The organism is Dethiobacter alkaliphilus AHT 1, from assembly GCF_000174415.1.
Lineage (GTDB): Bacteria > Bacillota > Dethiobacteria > Dethiobacterales > Dethiobacteraceae > Dethiobacter > Dethiobacter alkaliphilus.
Map to the genome: position 1 here is coordinate 138,801 of NZ_ACJM01000002.1, position 25,907 is coordinate 164,707.

Annotated in this window: 27 protein-coding genes; 4 read left to right on the top strand and 23 right to left on the bottom strand. The window is 45.2% G+C overall.

Going from position 1 to position 25,907, the window contains the following annotated elements; translation table 11 throughout:
* Nucleotides 1-122 precede the first annotated feature (122 nt).
* The 12 genes from DEALDRAFT_RS02805 to DEALDRAFT_RS02855 all read right to left on the bottom strand — a co-directional run bounded on the left by DEALDRAFT_RS02805 (nt 123) and on the right by DEALDRAFT_RS02855 (nt 13,404).
* The gene (locus DEALDRAFT_RS02805; protein WP_008514680.1) at nt 123-578 is read right to left on the bottom strand and encodes a hypothetical protein; all 456 of its coding nucleotides are present in this window, start codon (nt 576-578) and stop codon (nt 123-125) included.
* Between the two features lie 163 nt (nt 579-741).
* On the bottom strand, nt 742-1,494 hold the full coding sequence (locus DEALDRAFT_RS02810) for an ABC transporter ATP-binding protein (RefSeq protein WP_008514682.1): 753 nt from the start codon (nt 1,492-1,494) through the stop codon (nt 742-744).
* Nucleotides 1,495-2,262: an ABC transporter ATP-binding protein gene (locus tag DEALDRAFT_RS02815; RefSeq protein ID WP_008514683.1), complete on the bottom strand. Its 768-nt coding sequence runs from the start codon at nt 2,260-2,262 to the stop codon at nt 1,495-1,497.
* 3 nt (nt 2,263-2,265) lie between these two features.
* The gene (locus DEALDRAFT_RS02820; RefSeq protein WP_143753352.1) at nt 2,266-3,966 is read right to left on the bottom strand and encodes an AMP-binding protein; all 1,701 of its coding nucleotides are present in this window, start codon (nt 3,964-3,966) and stop codon (nt 2,266-2,268) included.
* A 2-nt stretch (nt 3,967-3,968) separates the two neighbouring features.
* Nucleotides 3,969-5,045 (bottom strand): branched-chain amino acid ABC transporter permease, encoded by a 1,077-nt coding sequence (locus DEALDRAFT_RS02825; RefSeq protein ID WP_008514687.1) that lies wholly within the window; start codon nt 5,043-5,045, stop codon nt 3,969-3,971.
* Nucleotides 5,046-5,054: 9 nt separating this feature from the next.
* Entirely contained in the window at nt 5,055-5,924 is an 870-nt protein-coding gene (locus DEALDRAFT_RS02830) for a branched-chain amino acid ABC transporter permease (RefSeq protein ID WP_008514688.1), read from the bottom strand.
* Nucleotides 5,925-5,991: 67 nt separating this feature from the next.
* Entirely contained in the window at nt 5,992-7,290 is a 1,299-nt protein-coding gene (locus DEALDRAFT_RS02835) for an ABC transporter substrate-binding protein (protein ID WP_008514689.1), read from the bottom strand.
* 756 nt (nt 7,291-8,046) lie between these two features.
* Nucleotides 8,047-9,639 (bottom strand): sensor histidine kinase, encoded by a 1,593-nt coding sequence (locus DEALDRAFT_RS02840; RefSeq protein ID WP_008514691.1) that lies wholly within the window; start codon nt 9,637-9,639, stop codon nt 8,047-8,049.
* Nucleotides 9,636-10,346, bottom strand: a complete 711-nt coding sequence (locus DEALDRAFT_RS02845) for a response regulator transcription factor (RefSeq protein ID WP_008514692.1) — start codon at nt 10,344-10,346, stop codon at nt 9,636-9,638. Before DEALDRAFT_RS02845 ends, DEALDRAFT_RS02840 begins: the two co-directional genes overlap by 4 nt.
* Before the next feature lie 275 nt (nt 10,347-10,621).
* Nucleotides 10,622-10,747 carry a hypothetical protein gene (locus tag DEALDRAFT_RS17365; RefSeq protein WP_008514693.1) on the bottom strand — a complete coding sequence of 42 codons (126 nt, stop codon included), beginning with the start codon at nt 10,745-10,747 and terminating at the stop codon, nt 10,622-10,624.
* A 348-nt stretch (nt 10,748-11,095) separates the two neighbouring features.
* The gene (locus DEALDRAFT_RS02850; RefSeq protein ID WP_008514695.1) at nt 11,096-11,515 is read right to left on the bottom strand and encodes a GNAT family N-acetyltransferase; all 420 of its coding nucleotides are present in this window, start codon (nt 11,513-11,515) and stop codon (nt 11,096-11,098) included.
* A 38-nt stretch (nt 11,516-11,553) separates the two neighbouring features.
* Nucleotides 11,554-13,404, bottom strand: coding sequence for a MutS-related protein (locus DEALDRAFT_RS02855; protein WP_008514697.1), 1,851 nt, complete (start codon nt 13,402-13,404; stop codon nt 11,554-11,556).
* 200 nt (nt 13,405-13,604) lie between these two features.
* Between DEALDRAFT_RS02855 and DEALDRAFT_RS02860 the strand changes: the two genes are divergently transcribed.
* Nucleotides 13,605-14,048, top strand: coding sequence for a YsnF/AvaK domain-containing protein (locus DEALDRAFT_RS02860; RefSeq protein WP_008514698.1), 444 nt, complete (start codon nt 13,605-13,607; stop codon nt 14,046-14,048).
* An 80-nt stretch (nt 14,049-14,128) separates the two neighbouring features.
* A complete protein-coding gene (locus tag DEALDRAFT_RS02865) occupies nt 14,129-14,713 on the top strand; it encodes a YsnF/AvaK domain-containing protein (RefSeq protein WP_008514700.1) in 585 nt (194 codons plus the stop codon).
* Nucleotides 14,714-14,840: 127 nt separating this feature from the next.
* On the opposite strand, the gene DEALDRAFT_RS02870 is transcribed toward DEALDRAFT_RS02865, so the two are convergent.
* Nucleotides 14,841-15,782, bottom strand: a complete 942-nt coding sequence (locus DEALDRAFT_RS02870) for a DUF4474 domain-containing protein (protein WP_008514701.1) — start codon at nt 15,780-15,782, stop codon at nt 14,841-14,843.
* A gap of 105 nt (nt 15,783-15,887) precedes the next feature.
* Here DEALDRAFT_RS02870 and DEALDRAFT_RS15785 point away from each other — a divergent pair, with 105 nt between their 5' ends.
* Nucleotides 15,888-16,613: a phospholipase C/P1 nuclease family protein gene (locus DEALDRAFT_RS15785; RefSeq protein WP_008514702.1), complete on the top strand. Its 726-nt coding sequence runs from the start codon at nt 15,888-15,890 to the stop codon at nt 16,611-16,613.
* 39 nt (nt 16,614-16,652) lie between these two features.
* Here DEALDRAFT_RS15785 and DEALDRAFT_RS02880 read toward each other — a convergent pair whose 3' ends face one another.
* From DEALDRAFT_RS02880 to DEALDRAFT_RS02905, 6 genes are all read right to left on the bottom strand, one after another.
* Nucleotides 16,653-17,399 carry an SIR2 family NAD-dependent protein deacylase gene (locus DEALDRAFT_RS02880; protein WP_008514704.1) on the bottom strand — a complete coding sequence of 249 codons (747 nt, stop codon included), beginning with the start codon at nt 17,397-17,399 and terminating at the stop codon, nt 16,653-16,655.
* 107 nt (nt 17,400-17,506) lie between these two features.
* Nucleotides 17,507-18,118 (bottom strand): GNAT family N-acetyltransferase, encoded by a 612-nt coding sequence (locus tag DEALDRAFT_RS02885; RefSeq protein WP_008514708.1) that lies wholly within the window; start codon nt 18,116-18,118, stop codon nt 17,507-17,509.
* 126 nt (nt 18,119-18,244) lie between these two features.
* Nucleotides 18,245-19,345, bottom strand: a complete 1,101-nt coding sequence (locus DEALDRAFT_RS02890; protein ID WP_008514710.1) for a DUF362 domain-containing protein — start codon at nt 19,343-19,345, stop codon at nt 18,245-18,247.
* A 38-nt stretch (nt 19,346-19,383) separates the two neighbouring features.
* Entirely contained in the window at nt 19,384-19,770 is a 387-nt protein-coding gene (locus tag DEALDRAFT_RS02895) for an FMN-binding protein (RefSeq protein ID WP_008514712.1), read from the bottom strand.
* 17 nt (nt 19,771-19,787) lie between these two features.
* The gene (locus tag DEALDRAFT_RS15790; RefSeq protein ID WP_008514714.1) at nt 19,788-20,378 is read right to left on the bottom strand and encodes a TetR/AcrR family transcriptional regulator; all 591 of its coding nucleotides are present in this window, start codon (nt 20,376-20,378) and stop codon (nt 19,788-19,790) included.
* 10 nt (nt 20,379-20,388) lie between these two features.
* On the bottom strand, nt 20,389-20,859 hold the full coding sequence (locus DEALDRAFT_RS02905; RefSeq protein WP_008514715.1) for a flavodoxin domain-containing protein: 471 nt from the start codon (nt 20,857-20,859) through the stop codon (nt 20,389-20,391).
* A gap of 239 nt (nt 20,860-21,098) precedes the next feature.
* On the opposite strand from DEALDRAFT_RS02905, the gene DEALDRAFT_RS02910 reads away from it, so the two are divergent.
* Nucleotides 21,099-21,737 (top strand): protein-L-isoaspartate(D-aspartate) O-methyltransferase, encoded by a 639-nt coding sequence (locus tag DEALDRAFT_RS02910; RefSeq protein ID WP_008514717.1) that lies wholly within the window; start codon nt 21,099-21,101, stop codon nt 21,735-21,737.
* Here DEALDRAFT_RS02910 and DEALDRAFT_RS02915 read toward each other — a convergent pair.
* The 4 genes from DEALDRAFT_RS02915 to DEALDRAFT_RS02930 all read right to left on the bottom strand — a co-directional run bounded on the left by DEALDRAFT_RS02915 (nt 21,734) and on the right by DEALDRAFT_RS02930 (nt 25,790).
* Nucleotides 21,734-22,933: a MalY/PatB family protein gene (locus DEALDRAFT_RS02915; RefSeq protein ID WP_008514720.1), complete on the bottom strand. Its 1,200-nt coding sequence runs from the start codon at nt 22,931-22,933 to the stop codon at nt 21,734-21,736. The genes DEALDRAFT_RS02910 and DEALDRAFT_RS02915 overlap by 4 nt on opposite strands.
* Nucleotides 22,934-23,029: 96 nt before the next feature.
* Nucleotides 23,030-23,758 (bottom strand): succinate dehydrogenase/fumarate reductase iron-sulfur subunit, encoded by a 729-nt coding sequence (locus DEALDRAFT_RS02920; protein WP_008514722.1) that lies wholly within the window; start codon nt 23,756-23,758, stop codon nt 23,030-23,032.
* A 1-nt stretch (nt 23,759) separates the two neighbouring features.
* Nucleotides 23,760-25,460 (bottom strand): FAD-binding protein, encoded by a 1,701-nt coding sequence (locus DEALDRAFT_RS02925; RefSeq protein ID WP_008514724.1) that lies wholly within the window; start codon nt 25,458-25,460, stop codon nt 23,760-23,762.
* Nucleotides 25,461-25,466: 6 nt separating this feature from the next.
* A complete protein-coding gene (locus DEALDRAFT_RS02930) occupies nt 25,467-25,790 on the bottom strand; it encodes a hypothetical protein (protein ID WP_318026052.1) in 324 nt (107 codons plus the stop codon).
* Between the last annotated feature and the right edge of the window lie 117 nt (nt 25,791-25,907).

Consider the following 25,907-nt stretch of genomic DNA (forward strand, 5'->3'; position numbering starts at 1 on the left):
ACCCCTGTTCTCTTAAAACCTTCTTTATAGTTTTTAACATAAACAAACCGAATATGAAATTCTTTTCCCGTCTACGCAAAAAAGATGAATCTGGACTTCTGCTTAATTCAAGCTTTTAATATTTATGATAGCATTCGCTTCTCAATTAAGGACAGAACCCAGGCTAAGACAACTCCAAAAACTGTTGAAGTTATGCCATGCCCTATAATTGTAGATACCGTATTCTTATCAAGCAGGGGAACTTCAAACAAAATACCCAGCGAATACAGGATAAACCATGAGGCCCAGGCAAATGCCAGGGCTTTATAGAAAATGTAATCACTATCCACAATAGTTAATATATAAACAAAGACTACTCCCAAAGTACCTGTAAAAAGGATGTGACCGATTAGAGCAACCACCGACTCCACTGGCATCAGGGGGGTCCGGCCAAACAACATTTCTGCCATGTAATCCGTTAACAAATCCTCGCCGAATCCCAGAATTCTGACCAAAAGATAACTAACCATATTCATAATGATGCCGGCAATCATTCCGGCTATTGAGCCGCGGACAAACCTGTCTTTGAGAAATAACATGGCGTCTAGGTTACTCCTTTCGTAAACCTTCAACTGTAAAATAGTGTAACCCAAAAGTTATAAATCAAGTACCGATTTAGTGCATTTTACCCTAAACCTAACAACCCCGCTTCCTATACTGCAGGGAGCGGGGTTATCTTAAATTGATTAAGCTGATTATTGTTTATAATCCCAGATAAGATGAGCGAATGCCCTCATCCTCCAGTAAATCTTGGCTGGAACCTTCGTTTACCAATCGGCCATGAGAGAGAATGTAGTTGCGGCTGGCCAGGGTAAAGGTCAGTGCCACATCCTGCTCAACAAGTAAAATAGTAATACCGGAGCGGGCTATTGCACTGATCCGCTCAAAAAGATCGGACTTTACAATGGGGGCCAACCCAATTGAAGGCTCATCAATGCATAAAAGTTTTGGTTTAAGCATTAAAGCCCGGGCTATGGCCAACATTTGCTGCTCTCCGCCGGAGAGTGTACCGGAAATCTGTTTGGCTCTTTCTTTTAAAACGGGAAACAGATGATATATCTCTTCCAGCAGTCGATTAAATTCCGTTCCGTTCTTTTTTAGCAGATAAGCACCGGCCAGCAGGTTTTCGTAAACGGTCATTTCTGCAAAAGGACGGCGGCGTTCCGGACAGTGGACAAGCCCTTTGCGGACAATCTCATGGGCCGGCAGGTGATCAATTCTTTCGCCCATGAATTCCACAGTACCTCCCATTTTAATTCTACCTTGGCGCTGGCCTTTTTTGTTGTCTTTTTCCCATTTCACAAGCCCGGTAATGGCCCGTAGGAGCGTACTTTTACCGGCACCGTTTGGCCCTACCAAACCTACCAATTCATTGTCTTCAACCTTAATGTTTATGTCACTGAGTACATTGGCGGTATCGTAACTCACTGAAAGATTATTTACAGTAAGGAGCATTTAAATTACCTCCTTACCGATATAGGCTTCAATAACTTTAGGATTTCTGACAATCTCCTCCGGAGTGCCCATGGCCAATGTCTGGCCGAAATTTAGGACTATCACTCTGTCTACAATTTTCATTAACTCAGAAAGTTTATGCTCGATAATAATCATGGCCGGGCCTTCACTGTGAAGGCGCCCAAATCTGCCACCTTTGTGTAAACGGCGGATAGATTTAGCCATGAGGCTGGTTTCTGTGGGATTAAGGCCTCCAAAAGGTTCATCCAAAATAAGGAGTTCCGGCTCACAGGCAATGGCACGGGCTACTTCCAAACGTTTAAGATCGCCCTGAGAAAGGAGTGATGCCGGCTCTTTGGCAAGATCCGCAATGCCGACAAACTCCAGAGCATCCATAGCCCGGGCTTCTACGGTCTTTACCCACTCCCCCCTTCTGGAAGCACGGGGCCCCAGGCAGGGAACCATTACATTGGCGATAATGGGTAGATGACCGAAAGGACGGGCGTTTTGAAACGTTCCGGCAATGCCTTCACCAACAATATTCCATGTTTTCTTTCCGGTCAGGTTCTTACCTTTGAATAAGACCTGGCCTGAATTTGCTTTAATAATTCCTAAGATGAGTCGAACCAGGGTAGTCTTGCCGGCACCGTTTGGGCCGATTAAACCAACTATTTCCTGACGACCTACAGTAAAACTTACATCACGGACAGCATGCAGTCCACCAAAGCGCTTGGACAGTTTATTTACTTCCAGGAAATGTGCGGCCATAGGTTATATAGCCTCCTCTTCCTCTTCCCTTAGTTCCCGTCGCGAAACTTTGCCAACGTCAGTCTTGGGTAATTCCCCACGGAACTCCACAATTTTTGGCACCTTGTAGTGAGCAAGGCTCTCTTCGCAAAATTTAATTATCTCTTCCTCTGTTACTTTCCCTCTGGCTTCCGGCTGCAAAACTACATTAGCCTTAACCATCTGCCCTACTTTAGGATTAGAGACACCAATTACACCTGCTGCTTTGACATGAGGGTGAGTGTAAAGTACTTCTTCCACATCTCTGGCAAAAATCGAATAGCCTTTGAATTTGATAAGATCTCTGGTGCGGTCAACAAAATGGAAGTATCCTTCTTCATCCATATATCCCAGGTCGCCTGTACGTAACCACTGCTCTCCGTTTATCTGCACCAGTGTTTCAGCAGTAGCTTCCGGCTTGTTCCAATATCCCATCATCACATTGGGTCCTTGCAAAACAATCTCTCCCACTTCTCCCGGAGGTACAAACTCCGTAGAATCAATGGCTATGACTGCTGCCTTAACGTTGGAGACAGGAATACCCATGGTTCCGGTCTTGGGCCGGTTGCGAGGATTTACAATAGACACCCCTCCACTTTCCGTCTGCCCATATCCTTCAATAATCTGTGTACCCGTACGCTTTTCCCAATCCTGCACAGTTCTTTCATGAAGTGTATCCGCACCGCAAATCAGCAGTTTCAGACGTTTCCAGTCTACTCTGCCGGTTTTATCATACTCCTTTAGGTATTCATACATTGTGGGCACACCGAAAAAACCGGTACATTGGTAACGCTCTACTGCAGCTAAAACTTCATCTATATCCGGTGTAGTAAATATTACTAAAGTGGCACCCTGGGTTAATCCCATCACCATAATGACCAGCTGACCATAGATATGGTATAGCGGCAGAAATGCCGGATAGACCTCTTTCCCCTCTTCGAGAAACGGGAAAAACCCCTTCATCATCATGCCGCAGGCGATAATCTGATGGTGGTTCAGCATAACACCTTTAGGGGGGCCCGTTGTGCCTCCGGAATAGGTGATGGAAGCTATATCACTATGGGGGTCAATCTCTGCATTTACAGGGGGAGCAGAAGAACGCAACAACTCTTTAAACTGATAAAACCCTTCTTGACTGGGGATGTCTGTCCTGGACAAATTCATTTCCTGGGAAAAGTTTTTTAGTAGTGTTTTGCCTAAAAGCTTCTTTAATGGCGGAAGGTATTCATCTATGCCGGTTATGATTACCCTTTCCATGTCTAAACCTGTATTAAACAGGTTTTCGTAAAGAATATCCTGACAGATAATTGTTTTGGAACCACTGTCCTGCAATTGATATTTTAGTTCATGACTGGTAAATACAGGACTCACAGGGGTGACTGCCGCTCCGGTCATCAGTACAGCCATATAAGAGATAATATACTGCGGGCTGTTTAAAACATATAATGCAACCACATCTCCCTTACCTACGCCAAGTTCGGCCAGAGCAGCCGCCAGGCTTTCCACCTGCTTTTTAAGCTCATTGTAGGTGAGTTGCTTACCGTAAAAAATAATGGCGGTCTTTTTACCGTACTTAGCACACATCTCTAAAAATACTGCTGGAACAGAAAGCTCAGGTACTTCTACGGACGGCTTCATTCCCTCAGTATAGTATTCAAGCCATGGCTTTTTCATGTACCCTTCCATTTTTAAGCACCCCTTTTTAGAAAATTAATTTGTAGGCGGGAATCAATTTCCGTACCACATATCCGGCATGAAGAACGGGTAAAAGCGTTTCGCTCTTTACATCTGGGACATTCATTCTCCAGTAAATCCTGTGCCCAGTTAGAAATCCCTTCCGGCATAATCCTAAGAACCAGAATAACGATCAAAGCAAAAATTAACATCCTGTATTCAGGGACTACACGGAGATACTCCATTAATGGAAAGAGGATAAATACACCCACAGCGGATCCATAGATAGTGGCTATACCCCCAAAAATAACCCAAACAATAATCTGCAACGACATAATCAGCTCAAGTGTTGACGGGCCCACCACCCGCATAAAATGCGCATACATACCGCCTGCAACCCCGGCAAAAAGACCGCTTATGATAAAAGCCAGCATTTTATACAACGAGGTATTAATACCGGAAGCGCGAACAGTAATTTCATCTTCCCGGATGGCATGAAATATAAGCCCAATCTTAGATGTAACAATTTTCCACATAGCTAAAACAATTATCAGCATGATTATTAAACTCAGATAATATTCGGCAAGTCGGGTTTCTGCCAGACGCGTAATCCCCGAGATGCCCAACTCGCCCCCGGTTAGCTGAGGGAAGGTAAAAACAATACCCATCATAATAATTGGAAACGCCAGACTGGCAAGGCTAAAGTATGGTCCTTTCAGCCTGAGCCCCGGCAATCCCAATACTAAGCCGCTTAATACAGCTGCTAAAGCACCAAGGGGAATTGTTATGAGAACAGGCATCCCCAGGTGAAGATTCAGTAGTGCTGAAGTATAAGCAGCCACACCGAAAAACAGAGCGTGCCCAAAACTTATTTGTCCGGTGAATCCGCCCAATAGATCCCAGCTGGCTGCGTAGATGGTAAAAATACTGGTGAGGGTAATAACGCGCAACAGGTACGAGCTATCATTTAGCAGCGGTAAGACCAGCAAGATTAAGAAGGATATTAACAAAATTGTCCGGGTGGGCAGGGAAACGATCTCCCCATGGAAATCACGGCCTAGTTTGCGAAACAGGTATGCGATTAATTGCATGTATTTTACCTACCTTTCCCCTTCCATAAATATCCCAAATAAGCCTTCAGGGCGTATCATCAGCACAGCCAACAGCACAGCCATGGAAACGGCTCCCCGCAGGAAAGCCAGTTGTGGTACAAGAAAAACTAACCCAACCTCTGCAAAGGCCAAAATGAAAGCCCCGATAATACTTCCTTTGATGCTGCCGAGGCCACCAAGGATTACGGCGGCCATTACCACCACAAGGGGATGCATCCACATTGCAGGTTCTAAAATATACAGAGGCGCAACCACCGCTCCCGCAACAGCTGCCAGGCCCACAGAAATAGCTACAGTTATCCCGGCTATCTGGCTCTCAGGCATGCCCATCAGATTGGCAACCTCTCTGTCCATGGCCATGGCACGAATTGCTATACCTAAACTGGTCCTAAATAACAGTATCCAGATAGATCCCAGCACAAAAATCACGGCACCAAGAGTGAAGAGGTGCTGGTTAGTCAACGTCATCCCGCTAAAGCTCGTAGTGCCTGAAACAAGCTTTGTCAATGTACGGTAGTGTCCGCCAAAGACAATCAGCACCGCCTCCTGGACAACCATGGCCAGAACCAGCGTAATAATCAGGACAGCTGTAAACCGCTCACGCACCGGGGCAACCATAACTTTATAAGCAGCCATCCCGATAATCACAACGATGATAATGGAGAGAATATAAGACAGAATTAAAGGCACAGCCAGTGTCTGATGTAAATAGAAAATAAGATATGCAGAGAGCATATAATAAGCGGTGTGTGTAAGGTTCATAATTCGGGCAACACCGTAAATTAATGAAAACCCCAAAGCAAGCATTGCATATTTACCGCCGGCGATTATCCCGTTTACAAAAATTTGTTCCCACATATCTGCCACCCTTTCTGTTTACAGGGGAATATGTGGCGGTAAAACATAAGTTTTACCGCCCTGAAGTCTACTGCCAAAAATCTACTACCCAGGGTGCCAGCTCGTAACGTACCGTTCCCTCGTACTTAATGCCCTCCCAGTCATTGGGCCAGAACACTTTAAGTTCACCGTCCTGCCACTGTGTGCCAAGGCCTGTAACATATCCCGGACCCCAGGTAACATCATGCTCATCGGTAAATACTACTCGCCCACCAAGGGCAGGAGCATCAGTTTCTTGTAATGCTGCAATCACTGCTTCATTTTCAGTTGTTCCGGCTTCTTCAATGGCGGAAACAAGAATGTTCAACGCATCATACGTTGCCACAGTATAAACAGGAATTTCCTCATACCTATCCATGAATCGGTCAAAGAAATCGATAGAATGGGGGGAGGTCTCAACACGGCCTACCAGGTTTAACGTGCTGACATATGCACCCAGTCCTCCGGTTGTTTCCCAGAACTTACCGCCCATTGCATCTACGTTAATACCGGCAACTGCAGCAGGTACCTGAAGTTCTTCATACTGTCTGGCAAATGGCCCGCCTACGGGACCAGACATCACAGTGAAGATAATATGCGCACCGGAAGCACTGATTGCAGAAAGTTCTGCCGAAAGATCTGTGGCATTTGCCGACGGACGCCAAACACCAACTATCTCCAGACCCATTTCCGGCATCTGTGCTTCAGATGCTTCAATAATGGGATCTACCCAAATTGCACTTTCTGCCAGGATTGCTACTTTGGGCTGCGCAAAGCCCAGGTCCTCACGAACTACGGTGGCAACTTCATGCAGAATCAAGAACGAAGCTCTGGCCATATTGTTAGAGTTCATAGGGTTTGTACGGAAGAAGTACTTATACTTTTCATAGTCTTCGCCCACCCGTGTTGTAAGCTGAGGGTGCCCTGATCCTGTGATGATAAAGATTGTTTCATGATCCGCCGCCACATCCTGCATTCCCAGGACAGCCTCTGTCCGAAACCCGCCAAGCAGAAAATCTACATTATCAACGGTAATGGCACGCTCAATGGCATTAGCAGCGTCCGGTACGTTTAGAATCTCATTGGTTTCCACACTAACCAATTCAATTGGGCGCTTAACATCACCAACCTGTACCCCGCCAGCCGCATTAATTTCTTCTGCAGCCATAGTAGCACTCTTCCACATATGTTCTCCGTGAATAAATGTCATCGGCCCGGCTATACCTATCCGAATCGCATCGTCCTGTGCTGCGGAGTCATCTCCGTTACCACCGCACCCGCTTAGGGCCATGCTAACCAATACACCAAACACCACTAATACGGCTAGTACTCCTCGCTTACTTTTCACCTTAATCCCCCTCTCTTATTTCACACTTTTGCAGAATCACTTCCATAAAATCAGCTATTTCGGGCATCACTTCCCTCCAACTGTTAACTAACATTCGGCTTGTGGCCATAGACAGTGATTAATGATTGTATTTTCTGAATATTTTTACTATTTATTCTGCATTAAGGATACCATTTCCTTCCTGTGGATTTTTTTTTCTCTAAACATACTTATCCTATAATATTAAAAAAACGCCTATTTATGCCCTGCAGAGAAATTCCCATTTTCTACGGTTGACTTAACCATGGCACAAAGACCCCTTATACCCTGTTCAAACACAAAAGAACCCGTAATCCTGTGATTACGGGTTCTTTAAAATGGTCACACAGCGGTACTGACTACTGACCGGTACATTTGGACATTTTTATGTGAGCATTCTTTACATACCGGTTCATACCATTTGTTACAAAGGTTCTCCGGGGTAATAATAACACTACAAAAGAGACATTCAGACCCATAAAAAATTTCAGCCGGGTATGGTTTAAAATACCCTCTTACCATAGGCTCACCTTCTTTTTTGAGATAAAAAATCCGGGGGAGAAGATGACGGGGACCGCTTCGGGGGAGCAACATCCCTGCCATACGCCTTCCCGCCGGAAACTGGCTGACAAGCTCTATGGTTAGATTATAGCAAAACAATATTAACATATTTTTTCGTAATTTATAAAGTGTGTTTCTAAAAAGTTAACAGTTGTTACGAATTATATTTCCTCCCAATTAATCTTCTTTGGTATAGGTTGGGAAGGTAATGGTAAAGGTAGTCCCCTTACCTAATCTACTTATAACTTCGATTTTACCATCCTGCAACTCCACAAGTTTTTTTACAATTACCAGCCCCAGGCCGCTGCCGTTTTCCTGCATGTAACGGTCTCGCTGATTTTTGGTTCTGTAAAATCTATCCCAAATGTGGGGCAGTTCATCAGGCGGTATACCGATGCCGTTGTCGGCGATGGTTAAAATGACCTGCTTTTGTTGTTCTTCAACTCCTACCTTGATGGTTCCGTCCTTTGTGGCTTTGATGGCATTTTTAAGCAGATTGCGAATAATCTGCTCCATACGGTCCACATCGCCAAGCACAAAGCTGTTTCCTGTTTTGGTTACGAACTGAAGTGTGGTGTTATTGCCGCCGGCCATCCCTTCCATGGAAGTAACAACTCCTTGCGCAAGAGCAGTCAAATCCAGGGGAAGCTTCTCCACAGTAATGTTGCCGCTTTCCAACCTGCTTAATGAAAGCATGTCGTCCACCAATCTGGTGATATGCACCGTCTGATCACAGATTGTTTCCAAGTACCTCTTAAGCACCGCTTCATCTGGTACCATACCATCGCGAATTGCTTCTACAAAGCCCTGAACAGCGGTCAATGGTGTGCGCAACTCATGAGATATTTCCGCAAACAGTTTGGTTCTGTCTTCTTCCATCTTTGCACTGGCGGCCTGAGCATTCTGCAGTCTGACAGACATTTTATTTAGCTGCCCAGCCAGGTCTCTGATTTCATCCAGAGAATCATCGTCATAATCTGAAGAAAAGTTACCTCTGCTGAGATCGGCAACTGTAGCCGATAAACGGGAAATGGGCCTGGATATTGACATGGCAAGGTAGACTGAGATAAAGAGGATTACCACCAATATTACCATTCCCGCAAGCAGCAAATACCACTGCATATTATTTAAGGCCAGATTTAGGTTGGACAACCTTGCTTCCAGGAGGATTCCCAGATTCATAGGGTCCGACTGATTGCCCATTGGCACAAAAGCAATAAAATTATTCTGACCGGTTTCTCTTTCCATGTTTTCGATTATGGCAGGCTCGCCCAAGCTCAATGTGTCCAGAAATTTAGCATCAACCTTGCTGCCGGGTACCACATCCTGCTCCGCAGATGTACCCAAGATATTTCCTTCATCGTCGAAAATGGTGATCCTGGAATCAAAGGTGTCGGAGAGATATCTCAGCAAACCATGGCTGCCATGGGGAAGTTCACTTAAAGTCTCATCGGCGCCATTCCACTCATAGTCTGTTTGCTGCATTAAAGCGAAGTTTACCCTTCTGGCTTTGCGTAGCAGTTCCTGCTGAGCCTGCTCGTAAATGACATGCCTTACCACAAAAGAAGAAAACATGGTCAAGACAATCATCACCACAACAAAAACCGTCACATTAGTGAACAATATTTTTGTGTAGATATTTTTATCAAATTGCTGCCGCAGAAAACGTTTGGTCCCACTAAAGAGTTTGTTAGCAACAGGAACATATCCCCGCACTCTGTCTTTTCCCTGCTTGAGGTATTCTCTGCCTTGTTCAAGGTAGGCGTTCATGACGAAATCTCTCCCTCTTTGACAGGTGGCGTAAACTGGTAACCAACCCCCCAAACAGTGGACAGATACTCATGCTGCAGCGATACCAGTTTTGTCCTCAGTCTGCGAATATGCACATCCACTGTCCGTTGGTCACCAAAGTAGTCATACCCCCATACAGCGGCCAAAAGTTCGTCACGGGTAAAAACACGCTGCGGATTTTTTGCCAGGTGATAGAGCAAATCGAATTCTCTCGGTGTTAACTCAATGTGCTCCCTATCCACCAGTACTCTTCTGATATCAGCATGAATTTCCAGTCCGTTGTATTTTAATTTCCAATTGGTCACCCCTTCAACCGCCTGGGTGCGGCGCAGTACCGCTTTAATTCTGGCCACCAGCTCCCGGGGACTGAAAGGTTTGGAAATGTAGTCATCTGCACCCATTTCCAATCCCAGAACCCGATCAGCTTCCTCGCCTTTGGCGGTAAGCATAATGATTGGGATCATGCGTATCTCTCTTAAGCTGCGGCAAAGGGTAAGCCCGTCTTTGCCGGGCAGCATAATATCCAAAATAACAACATCCGGGTTTTCTCGGTCATATATAGGCAGGACCTGGTCGCCATCGCTTACCACGATGACTTCAAACCCTTCTCTCTCTCCATACAATTTAACAAGTTCCAAAACAATGTGATCATCATCCACCACTAAAACTTTACCCATGTATGACATAGTGCCCTCCTCAGGTACGTACGTTTTAATTGACACCCGGAGCGAATAACCATAAGCTTTCTCAGAACTGGAACCTGGCTGTAGCGTAGCGTAAATAAAAGCTGAGCGGGAAACTCAGCTTCAGTAAGCTTATGGATTTATAACAGATCTGTGTACTCCGGACACTTAGAGAACAATCCTAATCCCATTTATAGTTTTCGAACCTCTCTTCTTGTTTTTGAGGGTCATTTATCCAAATGTAGAAAAAAAATGCCATTAATCGACTGCAAAAATATTTAATCATTTTTTTTCTCTTCCCGGTCAAGAGCACTGTCGGTAAACTTCTTAGATACTAAAGTACGCATCCCCCAGGAAAAAGAAATAAATATAATCAATGCAAGGACTCTGCCCCAAAAAGTCATCTGTTCTACCCCCTTACTCATTTAATAACTTCTGCATTGACAACCCAGGTTGACCAGCAGCTTTGTACAAAAATGAACAAGAGTGTAGAAAAATCAACGACGGGTCCACATTAATTATAATATAAAGTAATTGCCCATGTTTTACCAATTAATGAAAAACTGTTGCCAAATTATTAACAATTGTTACAAAGCCATTTATTGTAATTGTTGACATTATTATATCAAACGCTGTGTTTATTATCGTGAGGATGCAGTACTATTTTTTTGGGCTACAGGTCCTATTGTCAAAAGCATAGAAAAACCCCCGTACCAATCAGATACGGGGATCACAAATAGCTTCCTTGCTCATTAAATTAACTGCTTCTTAAAACCCTTATGTGTATCCTTACGAAACCCTAATGAACTATAGAAATTAACTGCCTCAGTTCTGTGGTTCTCAGTGATAAATAATACCTGGTAGCAGCCGTGCTTAATGGCTGCTTTCTCCATCTCTGCAATAAGAGACCGGCCAACCCCTTGCCTTCTGCGTTGACGGTCTACTACTAAATTCTCGATAACTAAAAACGGCTTACATTCCCCATATAATTCTTCGCAAATTATCCCTTGCACTGATCCCACTAAACGATTACCCTCAACTGCACTCAAAAAAATGTAGTGGGGATTATTCTGCAGCTCCTTAAATTTCTGTGTCATTAACTGAGAAGATGATTCTTCTCCCCAAAACTGCTTATACAGTACTGCCAGTCCGGCAATATCACTTGCAGACATATTCCTGATCTCCATTTGCTCTCACTTCCTGCTTATTCCTATTTCTTATAATCGGTAGTGATTTTAACCCTACTGTCCTCTTGCTCTTCTATACCAATCATCTTCATTAATGCTATGGCGTTGGCTGTTTTAGAGATGCCGGGTTTAATTTTATAATCAAATTCTATGTGGTCGTCTTTGATGTCATCGGTAAAATGATAGTTGGAGATTGTGCCGGGGTACTCATCGGCCAGACTGCCTAACTCCAGGTCATGGGTTGTCACCAGGGTGATGGTGTTTAGTTCATGTAGTTGGCGGATTACGGTCCGGGTGGCAGTGATCCGGTCTCGGGAGTTAGTACCTCTGAAGATTTCATCCAGCAGCACCAGGAGCGGTTCTTTGCTTTTGGCTGCATCTATGATCATCTTCATTCTCTTAAGCTCGGCATAAAACGTGGAGGTCCTCTCTTTTAAGTCATCATGGATTTGCATTTTACAGTAGATATCCATCATGGAGCAGGACATTTCTGTGGCACAAACCGCTGAGCCGGTATAGGCCAAAACCAGGTTAATGCCTAATGTGCGAAGCAGGGTACTTTTACCGGACATATTGGAGCCGGTTATCATCAGCACCCGGCCCTGCTCGGGCATGGCTAAGTCATTGCCAACGCGCTCATCCGGTGAAATAAGCGGATGGGCTATGTTTTGCCCATCTATAAATGGCGTTCCATCCATTACTTTGGGGAAAATCCACTGGGGATTATCGTGGTACAGCCCGGACAGACAGGAGATTGCCTCTATCTCGGCAACGGCGTCAAACCACTCCCTGACGGAGTTTCCCCATTTGTCTTGCCAGGCCTGCAGTTTCCGCAGGGTCCACAAATCCCAAAACAGGCTGATATTTAACGGGTAATAGATCAGAGCGTTGCTAAAGCGCAGATCATTTCGCTCAGCTATACTCTTTAAGCGCTTAATAAGGCGGGAGGACGAAACATCGCCGGTAAAAAGCCGTTGTTTTTGCTCTTTCAAAAAGGAGGCTTTAAACTCCTCACCCTCTATCCATGCTAACAGTTCGGCATATCGCCTTAGGAGTATAACGGGCTTTTCCAGGTCCTTAAAACGTTCCAATACTACCCGTTCGCCCCAGAGAGCTATAAGCGCCTGTAGCATCAATGAAGCAAGAGGCAATATATACGGTACAAACCCCAAAAAAGCCAGGGCAAACATGACCAGGGTTACAACGGGCAGGAAAAATACTGCTTGAGGCACAGAACCTGTACTATACTTCCTTTCCAGCCAGGAAAGCACTTCTGCGGGGTTTTTCTTTTTAAAGTAGGCATCGCTTGCCGTTGCCTGCAGGTGTTGTCTGAAATCCAGACGTTGTGCCAGGTCGGCAACCGCTTCCTGTCGCGGTGCAATTTCGGTAAACGATGGCCGAGAGCTTAACATCTCCACCAGTCGCTTTTTCCCCCCGGAAGACAGGGGTACGTATATAAATTGAAACAGTGAACTTTTCCCGAAGATATGCAGGTCTGTGGTATAGGGATGATTGTGGTTAACGTATTGGCTTCCGTCATCGGTAAAGGTTGTCCAGTTGCCATCCAGCCTTACAATGGCCGTTTCATTGATTTGCACCAAGTTCTCCAGAAAACTGATCTTGTCATTAAGCCTTGAGTGACGGACAATCAGATGAACAAACAGAACGAACAGGATAAAGGCCAGAAAATACATGACCGGCATTGTCCTGTAATAGCCGTAGGACAAAGCACCCCCTCCACCGAGAAAAGAAATAAGACGCAGAGAGGATAATCCCCTGCTTTGTCGGTGGGCATGGACCAATTGATTTTGATAATCCTCTGTCCGTTGCAGGTATATTTTCCTTATGTCGGTATGTTCTCTAGCATTGTTCATTTTGCTCTTCTCCTTTTACCCTTCAGCTAGTGGCAGGCAACCCATGCAGAGGGTCTCCTTGTCCCACATATTAAAAAAAAATGGATATTGTATACTACCTACAAAAACAATTACTTTACTACATAAGCTTTCCTGTTATTTTATTGCCGTTTAGTAAGAAACTAATAATGCACTTTGAAAAACTGACAGGAGGTTTTTGTATGAAAAAGAAAAAAGAATTTGATAAAGAAAAGCATAAGCATAAAGAAGAGTTTGCTGAGGACGCAAAGCTTACGTTACACGAAGAAAGAATGGATATTGATAAAGATCGGGTAAAAAGCGGCGAAGTTAATCTGCACAAAGATGTTATCGAAGAGTATAAAGCGGTTGACGTGCCTGTAAGCCGTGAAGAAGTCATTATTGAACGCAGAGCATTAAACGAGCAAAGTGATACTCCCATTGGCGAAGAAGAGACGTATCATATTCAGACAAACAGAGACGAAATCGATGTAGATAAACACACCATGGTGACAGGCCAGGTTGAAGCTCACAAGCAGAGTGTTGAGGGAAGCAGACAGGTTGATAAGAAACTGAAAAGAGAAGAAGCCGACATCGACGCCGAAGGTGAGCCCCGGTTAAAGAAGAAGGATAAATACCGCCACTAGGAAGATAATAACATTAATCCACTACTCCTACAAATTAATAATTTGTAGGAGTTTTAAATAACTGTGTATTGGAGGATGTTATGGTGCAAAACAGTTTATCCCGTACAATGAGAATAATTGTTGGCGCAATTGTGGGAGCCTTTCTTGGCTTTTTCATTGGGTTAATTGGAGAAAGCATACTCCCGGGCCTGGGCCTCCTCTTTACGGCTATACCTCTGTCCATGTCCATCACGTTGAGCGCAATTGGCCTGGTCATGGGAGCAGTTATTGGCTCTAACACAGATGCTCGACGTTACAACGAAGTAGAATACAAAGTAGAAGATGATATAAAGATACCACTTCGTGAAGAACAACTGGATATTGAAACACACAGAGTCAAAACCTCCGATGTAGATATTCATAAAGACGTTATCACTGAAGAAAAAACGATAACAGTCCCTGTATCCCGTGAAGAACTGGTGGTTGAGAAATCTGTGGGTGACAACGAAAAAACTGAGACCATGCGAATTCCACTTAGTGAAGAGCGCATCGATGTTAATAAAGAAAATGTACAGTTAAACGAAGTTTCGGTTTACAAAGCAGAATTCCAAGACACAGAAACCATTGACGAAACTCTGAAAAAGGAAAAGTTAGAGATAGATGCTGAGTCAGAAGATAAAAGCTAAAATAGAGAGAATTTACTGCAGAGTCAATACCCATTAACATATTTCGCCGGTTTTTCCCTATGTCCTTTTGACATTTAAAAGACCTGCGGAATTAATAAGCGCCCTGTATCGTACAGAGCGCTTATTGTTATAGGTATCTTTTTATTATTGAATACTTTTCATAGAGTTGCCTGTTTCTGCCGAAATTGCGCAGGGCTATATATAGTTCTGGTGAGTGTTGCTTTATTAATTTTAATCTGCTGGATAAACCAGCTTCTGACCAGGATCGTGTCTTCACTATATCCTGGTATATATCACATAATAGTTTATTTTTTTGTTGGATAACCCCGTCTGTAATGGGGTTGCGTGTATAAGGTTGGGGTGTCCTGGGCTGGGCAAAACGAAGACTGACATAATTTCCTCTCCGGAGTATTTCATCGTCATGGTATCCCGCTTCTACTAATCCTTTGACAAATGCCCGGCGCATTTCATAATCCAATAGTTCGATGGTAATATCCACACTAAGCTCCCAGGGCTGAGAAAACTCCCCCAGGATAAAGCCGGTTTGCCACCAGTGCAGTCCGCTGCGGGTAAAAAGTGCTCTCTCGTCCTTAATAAGGGTTACAGTTATATCCATTAGATCTTCGTCGGGGACCACATGATAAAATGTTCCGTTAAAAACTCCGGGAATATTTAAATCTGGTCCTGTGGTATTGTATACACCCACCTCACAACCCGTTGCCATGGCATACTGGCCTTTCCAAAACTCAATCATCCACCGTTTGCCGGCATAGTCAAAGTATATGGGCTCACAGTCAATAATCAGGTTTAAGGGGGCGGCCGCTTCATCATAGAGTCGGCAGTAACCGAAATTTCTTTGCCATGCATACATGGTGGTATAAAAAATATCCTGCTCTGCATCGTAGGCATAGCCCGCCGCAGCTATTATTTCATCTACTTTCCCCCCTGTGCCGATACTGTCCACAATTTCCCTGATAAATCTTTTTATCCTGGGCCAGTTATAGGCTATTTTCAGCACAATCACCAGAAGTACCAGCAGGATCCCCAGTAGAATAATCCACTTATCCAATGCCTCTCCCTCCATCCCATTTTAGATACTATATGCATGAAAATATTTTATGTTAAACGGGGGATAAGCGCTGGCAGAAAGCAGTTTATATGCATATACTGGAACATGGATATAAGATATTTTGCCAGACCACTATTTACAATTGAAAATCACATGGACCTCGCCGACCACACCTCTTTGATTTTAAAAAACGATGGTTATGAGGAAATCTATCAACTGTTGAACAGCACCGACAAGGATCTGGGAAAAACATATTTGGAACTGATCATTGAAGGCTCCAAAGATGCTGACCTTCCCTTTTCCGGGGGCTATATCTGCCATCTGTGGCATTTCCACCACCCCTGGTCTCATCGGGGCTACATTGTTTCCAGAAGCTCTGCAGACGCCACCTCGCGGTTATTTACCATAGCAAACAATCTCTGGCAGCTTGGTAAAAGAGGAAAAGCCATCTATCATCTGGGACGGGCGCTGCATTTAATCCAGGATATCTTTATTCCTCATCATGCCGGAATTACCGCTTTTAGAGGTCACGGCGAACTGGAACACTGGCTGGCCGCAAACTGGCAACAGTATAAAGTGGGCAGCGCAGGTTACTATTACTGGGAGGAGACTTTCTGTCACAACGATCAGTGTCATCATGTTATGTCAGCCAACATTTATGATTGGATTGATTACGGCAGCCATCTTTCCATTAACTGGTATGAAAGCTATTTTGCCGACGGGCGCTATGATGAACATACATTTCGTGAGGTGGCGCCGTTAATCGTCCCCAATGTTCTCCGATTGTCCGCCGGTTTCATCCACAGATTTTTCAGCACCGTAGAAATCTAAATAAGAGATCCCCGATACTAGCAGTATCGGGGATCTCTTTTAAGTCAGCCGGTCTGATAATTTCTTCAGGACTTCTTTGGCATTACCAAGCAGGGTCAAATCAAAGGAATAATGTTGGCTGCAGTCCTCCTTATTTATAAAGACGGTTCTGCCTTTGGCCTGGAAAGGAAGTTGGTTAACCGGTGAAACTTCCAGGCTGGTCCCAATGACCAACAACAAATCAGCTCTTTGGATATGGGAAAGTGCCTGTGCCCAGACATCCTGGGGCAGAGCCTCGCCAAATAAAACCACATTGGGCCTGAGGGCACCTGTATTGCAGCCCGTACAGTTTTCACCGGCCAAGAAATCAGCTGTGTCAGCCTGGCGGCCGCAGCTGTTACATCTAACGGTAGCGATGTTGCCGTGCAGTTCATAGACTTTTTCACTGCCGGCCAGACGGTGCAGGCCGGAAATATTCTGCGTAGCAATACTTTTTATAATGCCCCTCTTTTCCAGATCAGCCAGAATATAATGACCGGGATGAGGCTTGACGTTCTGCAACAGTTTAATTCGCATGGAGTAGAACTCCTGAAAAAGTGAATAGTTTTGTGCAAAGGTGTCGATATTGGCTACCGTTCTGGGATCAATATTCTTCCACCATCCTCCTTCTCCCCGAAAGTCGGGAATGTTGCTGTCCGTATCCATACCCGCACCTGTAAGGACTACAGTGTTATCAGAGGCCCTAATGAAAGCGGCCAGTGTTTCAATGCCCTTATCCATGTGCTCGCCGGCAAAATAGTTTTTCATATTTCCCTCCGAAAAAAAGATATATCGGTATATTCTGGATTAACCCATTGTTTCCCTGCCCTGCATTTGCAGACAAAAGCCTGTGTCATGCTCTGACACAGGCTTTGCTATAACCTGCCGGTGGTAGTGGTTCTGACTAAATAAGTACCGATTTGTTTGCCACCATAAGTTGTTATGTTTTCTCCCGCCACTTTAAAACCAAAATTTTTATACAGTTTCATTGCCCGGTGGTTATTGATATTTACATCCAGGCACACCGTTGGGTGTTTGGCCAATATTACCTGTAAGATTTGGGAGCCCAACCCCTCTCCTCTGTAATTTTCATCTACACTGAAGCTGTTAATATAATAGTTACCTGCCGGTACATCTTTAGTAATTATCTTACTCATTGCAGGCAAACGCGGGACTGTCTGCAAAAGTTTGACCAGGCTAAATGCCTTTATATAATCCAATGGTCCTTTTTTATTGATTTGTTGTTTTCGCTTACCGTCAAACCCAACAATCACACCGGCCACCTCCCCTGCCAGGCAGGCACAGGTAATATGGTTGGCGCTAAAATGGTTGTTAGGCAGCTGCATTAGTTTCTTTACCAAACCCACCGCTTTGCCTTTCTCACCAAACATAAATGACATAATTTCGGTATCAGCCAAAAAAATCAGAGTGGCTACCGCATGTTCATCATGCCGGCGGGGATTATATCTTTCCAACGTCAGCGCCATCAGGATTCCTCCCATAGATTATTTGGCATGAGCAATTGTATTACTTGTTAAGTACTCTTATTCATTCTGTATATTATATCGTTAATCCTGTCGTCTGACACTGAGGTTAATGAAAAGACCAACAGCTTAATTAGCTGCTGGTCCTTCTTTATTAATCCATTCCTCAAGTCCGGAAACGATATCTTTGGCCTTGGGGGGACACCCTTTGATATTAACTTCAAAGTTACGGGAACATTCACCCACTCCGATGGTGCCGGAAAGTTTTTTACAGCCCTGGCCGATATGGACCTTAAAGCCCTTTTTTAATTTCCCCTTTTCCTGTAATCTCATCAAAGCATGGATCAGGCTACCGTAACAGGCGGAGCAGGCCTGGTCCTCTTCAATCCAGCGCGCCAGATTATCCACTTCGTTGCTGGCCAGAAGTGATTCGGGGGCTCTGGCTTCTTTTTTGTTATTAAGCTCCACAATTCTGCCGGTGAGCAAAGTACTGCCGATTCCCAGTTCTTCTGCCATCCTGATATAGGGGACATCTTCGATTTCATAGCCAATCAACTCTGCAGCGTAGGTGTCAATCAGGACCGGATCACGACTGGCTAAGGACCGGTTCATGCGGACCGGAGTCCCCCCTTCTTCGTAGGTCAGATCCCCGATGATTCCATCTACCACAGCTATGTTGGCTCGTAACACTTTGTTCAAAGCAGCAATGGGTTTATGCAGGCCCAGGGTATGAAAGCGTCTTTTTTCTTTGTCCGGCACACATCCTTTTAGATTCTTAAGTGCACAGGTTAACCTGGTCTGGCAATGGGCTTTTAATACCGGCATATTAATCAGATAATCCACTTCCAGTGCTTTTTTGCACACGTAGATTTCGGTTCCGTCAACTTCAAAAGGAACACCATCGTCCTTTTTAAGATCCACCAGGGGAACACCCAATTCACGGTAGCCGCATACATCAAATGCCTTCTCTGTGGAATCACCCACCCAGGCGCTTTCCAGGATAATAATATTGCAAAAGCCGTGCTGCTGCAGATATTTTATTACTCCGCGGACCAGGTTTGGATCGGTTGTGGCTCCCCACTCTGCCGGCTGTGAAACTACCAAATTCGGTTTAATTCCGATAAGGGGATTTTCCATACCTGCCAGTTCACCGGCCACATCCATTGTTTCAAGTAAAGTAAAGGCCATCTGTTCTGCTTCTGCACCGTACATAACATATAACTTTTCCACTTATTTACCTCCAGACGCATTCAAGTAAGCTATCTATACTAGTTTGACGTCTGCAGCAGCGCTTCCTCCACCGCTTTTAGAATAACGGTACTGCTCAGTGTTGCTCCGGAAATACTGTCCACTGAAAGCGACTGGGCAGCAATCACATCGTCTACAATAACCTCTGCGTCTGAGCCGCGACCATTTTCATGCTCCAGAATATCGATGGCTGTAATCCTGCCGTCTGAAACATCCACACTAACCTCAACTTTAATCCCGGTAGTATCCTGGCGCCCGGTATAAATACCGTCTGCCAATTCAGTCAAGGAAACATCATAAACTTCCATTTGCTGAATTTCCCTGATTCCCTGCCAAACTGAGAAACCGATAGATAAGGGAAACAATAAAACCAGTGCCATCACTATCATCCACCATTTAATACGCATACTTATCATCCTCTCACTCATTTATGAATTAAATAATCTATTGTCTGCTCCATCCTGCCTATTAGTTCGTTTTCTTTTACCTGCATCCGCTCCGAAAAATAGAACAGCAGCAGTCCGTGTACAAAAGTGGTAATCAATCCCCCCACAACGGGAGCATCTTCCAGCTGCAGCAAACCTTCTTTTGCGCATTGGGCCAAAGCTTCAATCTGTTTTTGGGCCAATACCGGTGCAGACATTTTTTCTGCCACCTTGGCAGGCGGTTCCCCCAGCTTAGCAAAAAAAGTGAAACGGTAGATCGTAGGGTTTTCCAGAAAATAATTTATATATGCCCGGTATCCTTCTTTTAGTGCTTCCACCCCGTCATGGGGATGTCTTTGCCCTGCATTCTCCAGCAGTTCTATAATCTCATCTAAGAAATCCGCTGCCACATACCAGAGCAATTCATTTAAATCGGTAAAGTAATTATACATGGTGGTGTAGGAGTAGCCGGCCAAATCGGCCACCTTTCGCACAGTTACTGCCTCTACCCCTTCATCCCGGATTATGGTTTTTGCTGCATCTATTAAGTATCGCTCCATACGCCGGCGTTGAATTGCTTTTTTATCCATAAGAAACACCTTACCTTATGGCGTCTGCCATTTTTTCTATGTTCCCCGTTTCAATGTTTTCCTGATTATTATTTACTTTTCCGATAACCTGGATTATCTTGCGCTCAAAAAAGTTCAGCTTCTTAAAATCATAAGCATACCCAAAATGTTCCGTAGCCAGTGCATGTTTTCTCAGAGATTCTGGGAAAGCCGTGTTCATCTGGGTTTCCATCTGTTCCAGATTACCCCCTACCAGAAACAATCCTACCCTTTTTTGCTGTAGTGCATCCAGTTGGCTTTGGATAAAGGCTGCCACCGGCTTTTTTATCTGTCCCGCATAAACCGGACTACCTATCACCACCGCAGAAAATCCTTCCAGATCCGGAGACTGCTCCTTCTCAAGATTCACCGCCACCGCTTCACCGGACATCTTTTCTTTGAGAATACCAACACATTTTTCTGTACAACCGTGTTTTGACCCATACACTATTAGGGTCTTCATAAACTCACCTCATAACATAGTTAATTTTATTAACAATGTTAATATAGCATATTATTGTTAATTATAGCAACATATTTTTTCTGTTTTCCCTACGCTGTTTTAAAAAATAGAATCCCGCATTTTTCAAAGCGGGATTCTAATACAGACATGTTTTTTTAATATTTTTGTAATTAAGAAACGGCAGGACACTCTAAAAGTATAACGAAAGTCCATCTAAAGCGCTAAGTAGGTGAGAAAATATGTATAATCAAAAAATGGAACAAATGATTACCACTCAGCTTATGGCTCGCGGGATCCGCGATGAAAGGGTGCTGAACGCTATGCGTAAAGTGCCGCGCCATGAGTTTGTGGTGGCGGGTAAAGAAGAATATGCCTATGCAGATGCCGCTTTGCCTGTGGGGCATGGGCAAACAATTTCTCAGCCCTTTATGGTGGCGCTTATGACCCAGGCGTTGCAGTTGCAGGGAAATGAGAAAGTACTGGAAATCGGCACCGGTACCGGATATCAGACTGCTATTTTGGCCGAGCTTGCCAAAACAGTATATACCGTGGAAAAGGTAAGCCAACTCTCACAAGAAGCGCAGGTGAGATTGGAGCAGTTGGGCTATGACAATGTTCGGTTTCTTATCGGTGACGGGACAAAAGGCTGGCCTGATAATGCTCCCTATGACGCCATAATTGTCACCGCCGGCGGGCCCCTGGTACCTCCTTCTTTATACGACCAACTGGCCATGGGCGGCAGGATGGTTATCCCTGCCGGTGAGCGCAAATTTCAGGATCTGCTTTTAGTCTCCAAAACAGAAGACGGCAAAGAGGTTATCAATCTTGGTAAATGCGGATTTGTGCCGCTGTTGGGTGAAGAAGGCTGGGAAGACTAAACCGGATTTGTCTCTTGGTTTAATACCGCGGCTACCCGTTTTAATCCCTCACGCAAAACAGACCTGGGGCAGGCTATGTTAAAGCGCATAAAGCCCATCCCCTCACTGCCAAACACCGTACCGCTCTGGGGCAGCACCTGCGCCTGGCAAACAAGCTTTTTGTACAGCGCTTCATGGGTATAGCCGTAAGAACTGAAATCTACCCAGGCCAGATATGTACCTTCCGGAGGCGAAAAGCGGGCTTTGGGCAGGTGCTCCGCCAGATAAGACTGCATAAATGAGATGTTTTCATCCAGATAATCCAGCACCTGCTCCAGCCATTCTTCTCCCTGGCTGTATGCAGCCTGAGTGGCAGCGATGGAAAGCGGTGTGGGCCCCATGATCGCTAGGCGGCCTTTGACATATAGTGCCCATGCCTCCCTCAGCTCATCATCGCGAATAATAATATTGGAAAACTGCATGCCGGCCAGGTTGAAGGTTTTACTGGGTGCCGTGGTGGTGATGATACGGTGCTGCTCCCGGGGAAACAGGGTTTCCAGGGGAGTATGCCTGATACCGCGCCGCAGCAGGTCGCAGTGGATTTCATCGGAGATGATAAAAACGTTGTTTTGCAGGCAGATTTTACCCAACCGCAATAATTCGTCCTTTTGCCAGACCCGGCCAACCGGATTATGGGGACTGCAAAGAATCATTACCTTTGTATCAGGATTTTGCGCCTTTTTTTCCAAATCCGCATAATCTATGCGATAATCACCGTCCTGATTGATTAACGGATTGTTGACCACAACTCTGCTTCGGCTCTCAATTATGTTGGTAAAGGGGTGGTAGACAGGCCTTTGAATGATAACCCCTTCCCCTGGCTTGGTCAATAAGTCCAAAATAAAACCTATTGCCGGAACCACACCGGGGCTGTAAGCAAGATGGGCAGGATCCACATTCCAATTAAACCGGTTTTGATACCAGCCGCAGACCGCCTGGAAGAACTCTGGGGTGTCATGGGAGCTGTAGCCAAATACCTTTTGCTCCGTTCTGTTATGTAGGGCCGTGAGAATGGGCTCGGCGCAGGGAAAATCCATATCCGCCACCCAGAATGGCAATGTGTCGGCAGTAACCTCAGACTCCATGACCTGCATGAATTCCCATTTCACACTGTTTGTGTGGGTGCGGTCTATAATTTTATCAAAATCATAGTGCATATACCGCTCTCTCCTTTTAAAAGCTAACATAACCTGTTTTTAATATTGTATAACAGATTACGGCGCCCTAAAAGCCGGCGCCGTAATCTGTTATTTTTATTTCATTCCCAGCAGCTTACCTGCCATTAACTTTTTACGGCTTTCAACTATACCATGAGTGGGCGGCACATCTTTGGGGCAGACATCAACACATTTAAAAACCGTATCACACCCCCACAGACCGTCCTGTGAATCCACCCGCAGCAGGCGTTCAAAACGTCCTCCCTCCCGGGAATCGGCATAGAAACGATAATTTTTGGCCAGGGCTGCCGGTCCCAGAAAGTTTTTGGTTGCAGAGCGTGGGGGCACTGGGCACACTCCATAACAAGACGCACACAAAATACAGTTTGCATAAGGATCCAGCTTGACACGCAGTTTTTCTTCCATATGTCTTTCTGTCTCCGGAGGATCGTCTTTAGGTTCAAGCCAGGGCTTAATATGCTGATATTTATTCCAAAACTCCGTCATATCCACAACCAGGTCTGTAATAACCGGCAGGTTTGGCAGAGGCTCGATTTTGATGTTGGCAGAATTCAAATAACCAATCTGGGTGCGGCAGGCCAAACTTATTTCATTATTTATCAGCATGGCACAGGCACCGCAGACCGCGCCACGGCAGGAATACCGGAAAGAAAGGGTTGGGTCCTGGTTTTCCTGGATAGAAATTAACGCCTCCAATACCGTAAGGCCGGGAGTCACCTGGACCGTATAGCTCTCATAGGCTGCTGAGTCTGGTTCTCCGGCGGGTTGGCGGCGAATGACAACGGCAACTTCTTTAAGCTCCATATTAATACTTCCTTTCCTGGGGTGTGAATTTGGTAATGGTTACTTCTTTGTCGGAAAGCTTCGGCCCCTCTTTTGTATAATCGGCCATGGTGTGTACAAGCCACTTTTCATCATCCCGTTTGGGAAAATCAAGCCGGGAATGGGAACCACGGCTTTCGTTTCTCCCAAGTGCCCCCAAAGCCACAGTTTCTGCTAAATTAAGCATTCCTTCCAACTCCAGGGCATTGATAAGTTCCAGATTATATTGCCGACAACTGTTCTTAATTTTTACAGAAGGGTAGCGTCGGCGTAAGTCGGCCAAAATTTCCACCGCTTCTTTTAGCTCATTTTCCTGGCGGAATATGCCCACCTTTTCGGTAAGAGTCTGCTTCATTTTATCCCGCAGCTCCCTGTAATCTTCGCTGCCTTCTCCTGTCAAGAAGTTCTTTAGCCTTGATTCCTCTTTCTCCCACAGGCCTTCCACAACTTTTCTGTCCGGACGGGGCTTTTCTTTGCTAAGATAATTAATTGCTTCACGGCCCGCCCTTTTGCCAAATACCAGGGTATCCAAAAGGGAATTCCCACCCAGTCGGTTTGCACCATGGACACTGACACAGGCTGCCTCCCCTGCCGCCAGCAGACCCTTCACCCGGGTATGTCCGTCCACGTTTGTGGCGATGCCCCCCATGGTGTAGTGCTGCCCGGGTTGAATGGGAATGGGCTCATGTATGGGGTCCACCCCGGCAAAATCCATGGCTAAGATGCGAATACCGGGAAGCAGTTCCATTATTTTCTCTTTACCCAAATGAGTTAAATCCAGATGAACATAATCACCGGGGAAACCGCGGCCCTCATCTATTTCGGTCTGGATAGAGCGGGCCACAATATCCCGGGGGCCCAGTTCCATGGCTTGAGGAGTGTACTTTTTCATAAAGCGCTCTCCGTTTTTGTTTAACAGATAGCCGCCTTCCCCCCTTGCCGCTTCGGATATAAGAATATTGGTCCCATATAAACTGGTGGGATGGAACTGAATAAACTCCATGTCTTCCAGTTGTGCACCTGCTCTGTACGCGGTGGCTGTACCACTGCCGGTATTTATCAGTGCATTGGTGGAATTGCTGTAAATCTGCCCCGCACCACCGGTGGCCACAATTACCACCGGAGCAGCATAGACTTCCAATTCACCGGTAATCATATTTAAAGCCACCAAACCATGGCATAGGTTATTATCGGTGGCAATATTGGTTACCAACCGCTCTTCATAAACATTAATCTGATGTTTTACCGATTGCTCGTAAAGAGTATGTAGTAAATGATGGCCGGTTCTGTCTGCTGCGTAACACGTTCTTGGAAAACCGGCTCCGCCAAAGGGGCGCTGGGCAATCTTTCCGTCGGGAAGGCGGCTAAACAAAGTCCCCCAATGTTCCATTTCATAGACACAGGCCGGAGCATCTTGTGCCATAATCATTGCCGCATCCTGATCAGCTAAATAATCACTGCCTTTAATGGTATCAAAGGCATGTTTTTCCCAGCTATCGTCTTTTCCCTCGGCATGATTCTTGAGAGATGCGTTAATACCTCCCTGAGCAGATATAGAGTGAGAACGGACAGGGTGCACCCTGCTAATCACCGCAACATCATGTTTTTCAGCAGCCTCTCTTGCGGCCCTCAACCCGGCAAGGCCGGATCCCACCACAAGTACCTCGTGTTCATAAACCTGCATCCCAAACTACCTCCAATAAATGTAGTACAGAGCATAGACGGACAAAAGCAGGGACAGCGCTGTTGCTGCATAAAACAAGACCTTTTCCTGCTTAATCCCTGCATCAATTAACATCACCCGTAATCCGTAAGCAAGATGAAAAATCACTGTGACAATCAGCAGACCGTCAAGTGTAGCCACGATATGGCTGCTAAGCAGTCCCTCAATGCGGGGAACCTGCCCGGTTAGCGCATAGCCGGAATAAATTTTCCAGGGGATTAAAAACATGAGAAAGATTCCTGTAATTCGTTGACTCAACCAGGCAAACATGGTGACCTCCTTATAAATAATCTTATGATTTTATCTTAAACCATTTGAGGGGCTCAGTTATTTCATATTTGTTAACTTGTCCTTATAGGGGAATACTGATAGTGTTTATAGTTTAAGCAGCTATAACAAGTTTTAATT

Excerpts from the sequence above, each read along its gene's own strand:
- DEALDRAFT_RS02805 (WP_008514680.1), bottom strand. The coding sequence starts at position 578 with ATGTTATTTCTCAAAGACAGGTTTGTCCGCGGCTCAATAGCCGGAATG.
- DEALDRAFT_RS02810 (WP_008514682.1), bottom strand. The coding sequence starts at position 1,494 with ATGCTCCTTACTGTAAATAATCTTTCAGTGAGTTACGATACCGCCAAT.
- DEALDRAFT_RS02815 (WP_008514683.1), bottom strand. The coding sequence starts at position 2,262 with ATGGCCGCACATTTCCTGGAAGTAAATAAACTGTCCAAGCGCTTTGGT.
- DEALDRAFT_RS02820 (WP_143753352.1), bottom strand. The coding sequence starts at position 3,966 with ATGGAAGGGTACATGAAAAAGCCATGGCTTGAATACTATACTGAGGGA.
- DEALDRAFT_RS02825 (WP_008514687.1), bottom strand. The coding sequence starts at position 5,045 with ATGCAATTAATCGCATACCTGTTTCGCAAACTAGGCCGTGATTTCCAT.
- DEALDRAFT_RS02830 (WP_008514688.1), bottom strand. The coding sequence starts at position 5,924 with ATGTGGGAACAAATTTTTGTAAACGGGATAATCGCCGGCGGTAAATAT.
- DEALDRAFT_RS02840 (WP_008514691.1), bottom strand. The coding sequence starts at position 9,639 with ATGAACGCCTACCTTGAACAAGGCAGAGAATACCTCAAGCAGGGAAAA.
- DEALDRAFT_RS02845 (WP_008514692.1), bottom strand. The coding sequence starts at position 10,346 with ATGTCATACATGGGTAAAGTTTTAGTGGTGGATGATGATCACATTGTT.
- DEALDRAFT_RS17365 (WP_008514693.1), bottom strand. The coding sequence starts at position 10,747 with ATGACTTTTTGGGGCAGAGTCCTTGCATTGATTATATTTATTTCTTTT.
- DEALDRAFT_RS02850 (WP_008514695.1), bottom strand. The coding sequence starts at position 11,515 with ATGTCTGCAAGTGATATTGCCGGACTGGCAGTACTGTATAAGCAGTTT.
- DEALDRAFT_RS02855 (WP_008514697.1), bottom strand. The coding sequence starts at position 13,404 with ATGAACAATGCTAGAGAACATACCGACATAAGGAAAATATACCTGCAA.
- DEALDRAFT_RS02860 (WP_008514698.1), top strand. The coding sequence starts at position 13,605 with ATGAAAAAGAAAAAAGAATTTGATAAAGAAAAGCATAAGCATAAAGAA.
- DEALDRAFT_RS02865 (WP_008514700.1), top strand. The coding sequence starts at position 14,129 with ATGGTGCAAAACAGTTTATCCCGTACAATGAGAATAATTGTTGGCGCA.
- DEALDRAFT_RS15785 (WP_008514702.1), top strand. The coding sequence starts at position 15,888 with ATGGATATAAGATATTTTGCCAGACCACTATTTACAATTGAAAATCAC.
- DEALDRAFT_RS02880 (WP_008514704.1), bottom strand. The coding sequence starts at position 17,399 with ATGAAAAACTATTTTGCCGGCGAGCACATGGATAAGGGCATTGAAACA.
- DEALDRAFT_RS02885 (WP_008514708.1), bottom strand. The coding sequence starts at position 18,118 with ATGGCGCTGACGTTGGAAAGATATAATCCCCGCCGGCATGATGAACAT.
- DEALDRAFT_RS02895 (WP_008514712.1), bottom strand. The coding sequence starts at position 19,770 with ATGCGTATTAAATGGTGGATGATAGTGATGGCACTGGTTTTATTGTTT.
- DEALDRAFT_RS15790 (WP_008514714.1), bottom strand. The coding sequence starts at position 20,378 with ATGGATAAAAAAGCAATTCAACGCCGGCGTATGGAGCGATACTTAATA.
- DEALDRAFT_RS02905 (WP_008514715.1), bottom strand. The coding sequence starts at position 20,859 with ATGAAGACCCTAATAGTGTATGGGTCAAAACACGGTTGTACAGAAAAA.
- DEALDRAFT_RS02910 (WP_008514717.1), top strand. The coding sequence starts at position 21,099 with ATGTATAATCAAAAAATGGAACAAATGATTACCACTCAGCTTATGGCT.
- DEALDRAFT_RS02915 (WP_008514720.1), bottom strand. The coding sequence starts at position 22,933 with ATGCACTATGATTTTGATAAAATTATAGACCGCACCCACACAAACAGT.
- DEALDRAFT_RS02920 (WP_008514722.1), bottom strand. The coding sequence starts at position 23,758 with ATGGAGCTTAAAGAAGTTGCCGTTGTCATTCGCCGCCAACCCGCCGGA.
- DEALDRAFT_RS02925 (WP_008514724.1), bottom strand. The coding sequence starts at position 25,460 with ATGCAGGTTTATGAACACGAGGTACTTGTGGTGGGATCCGGCCTTGCC.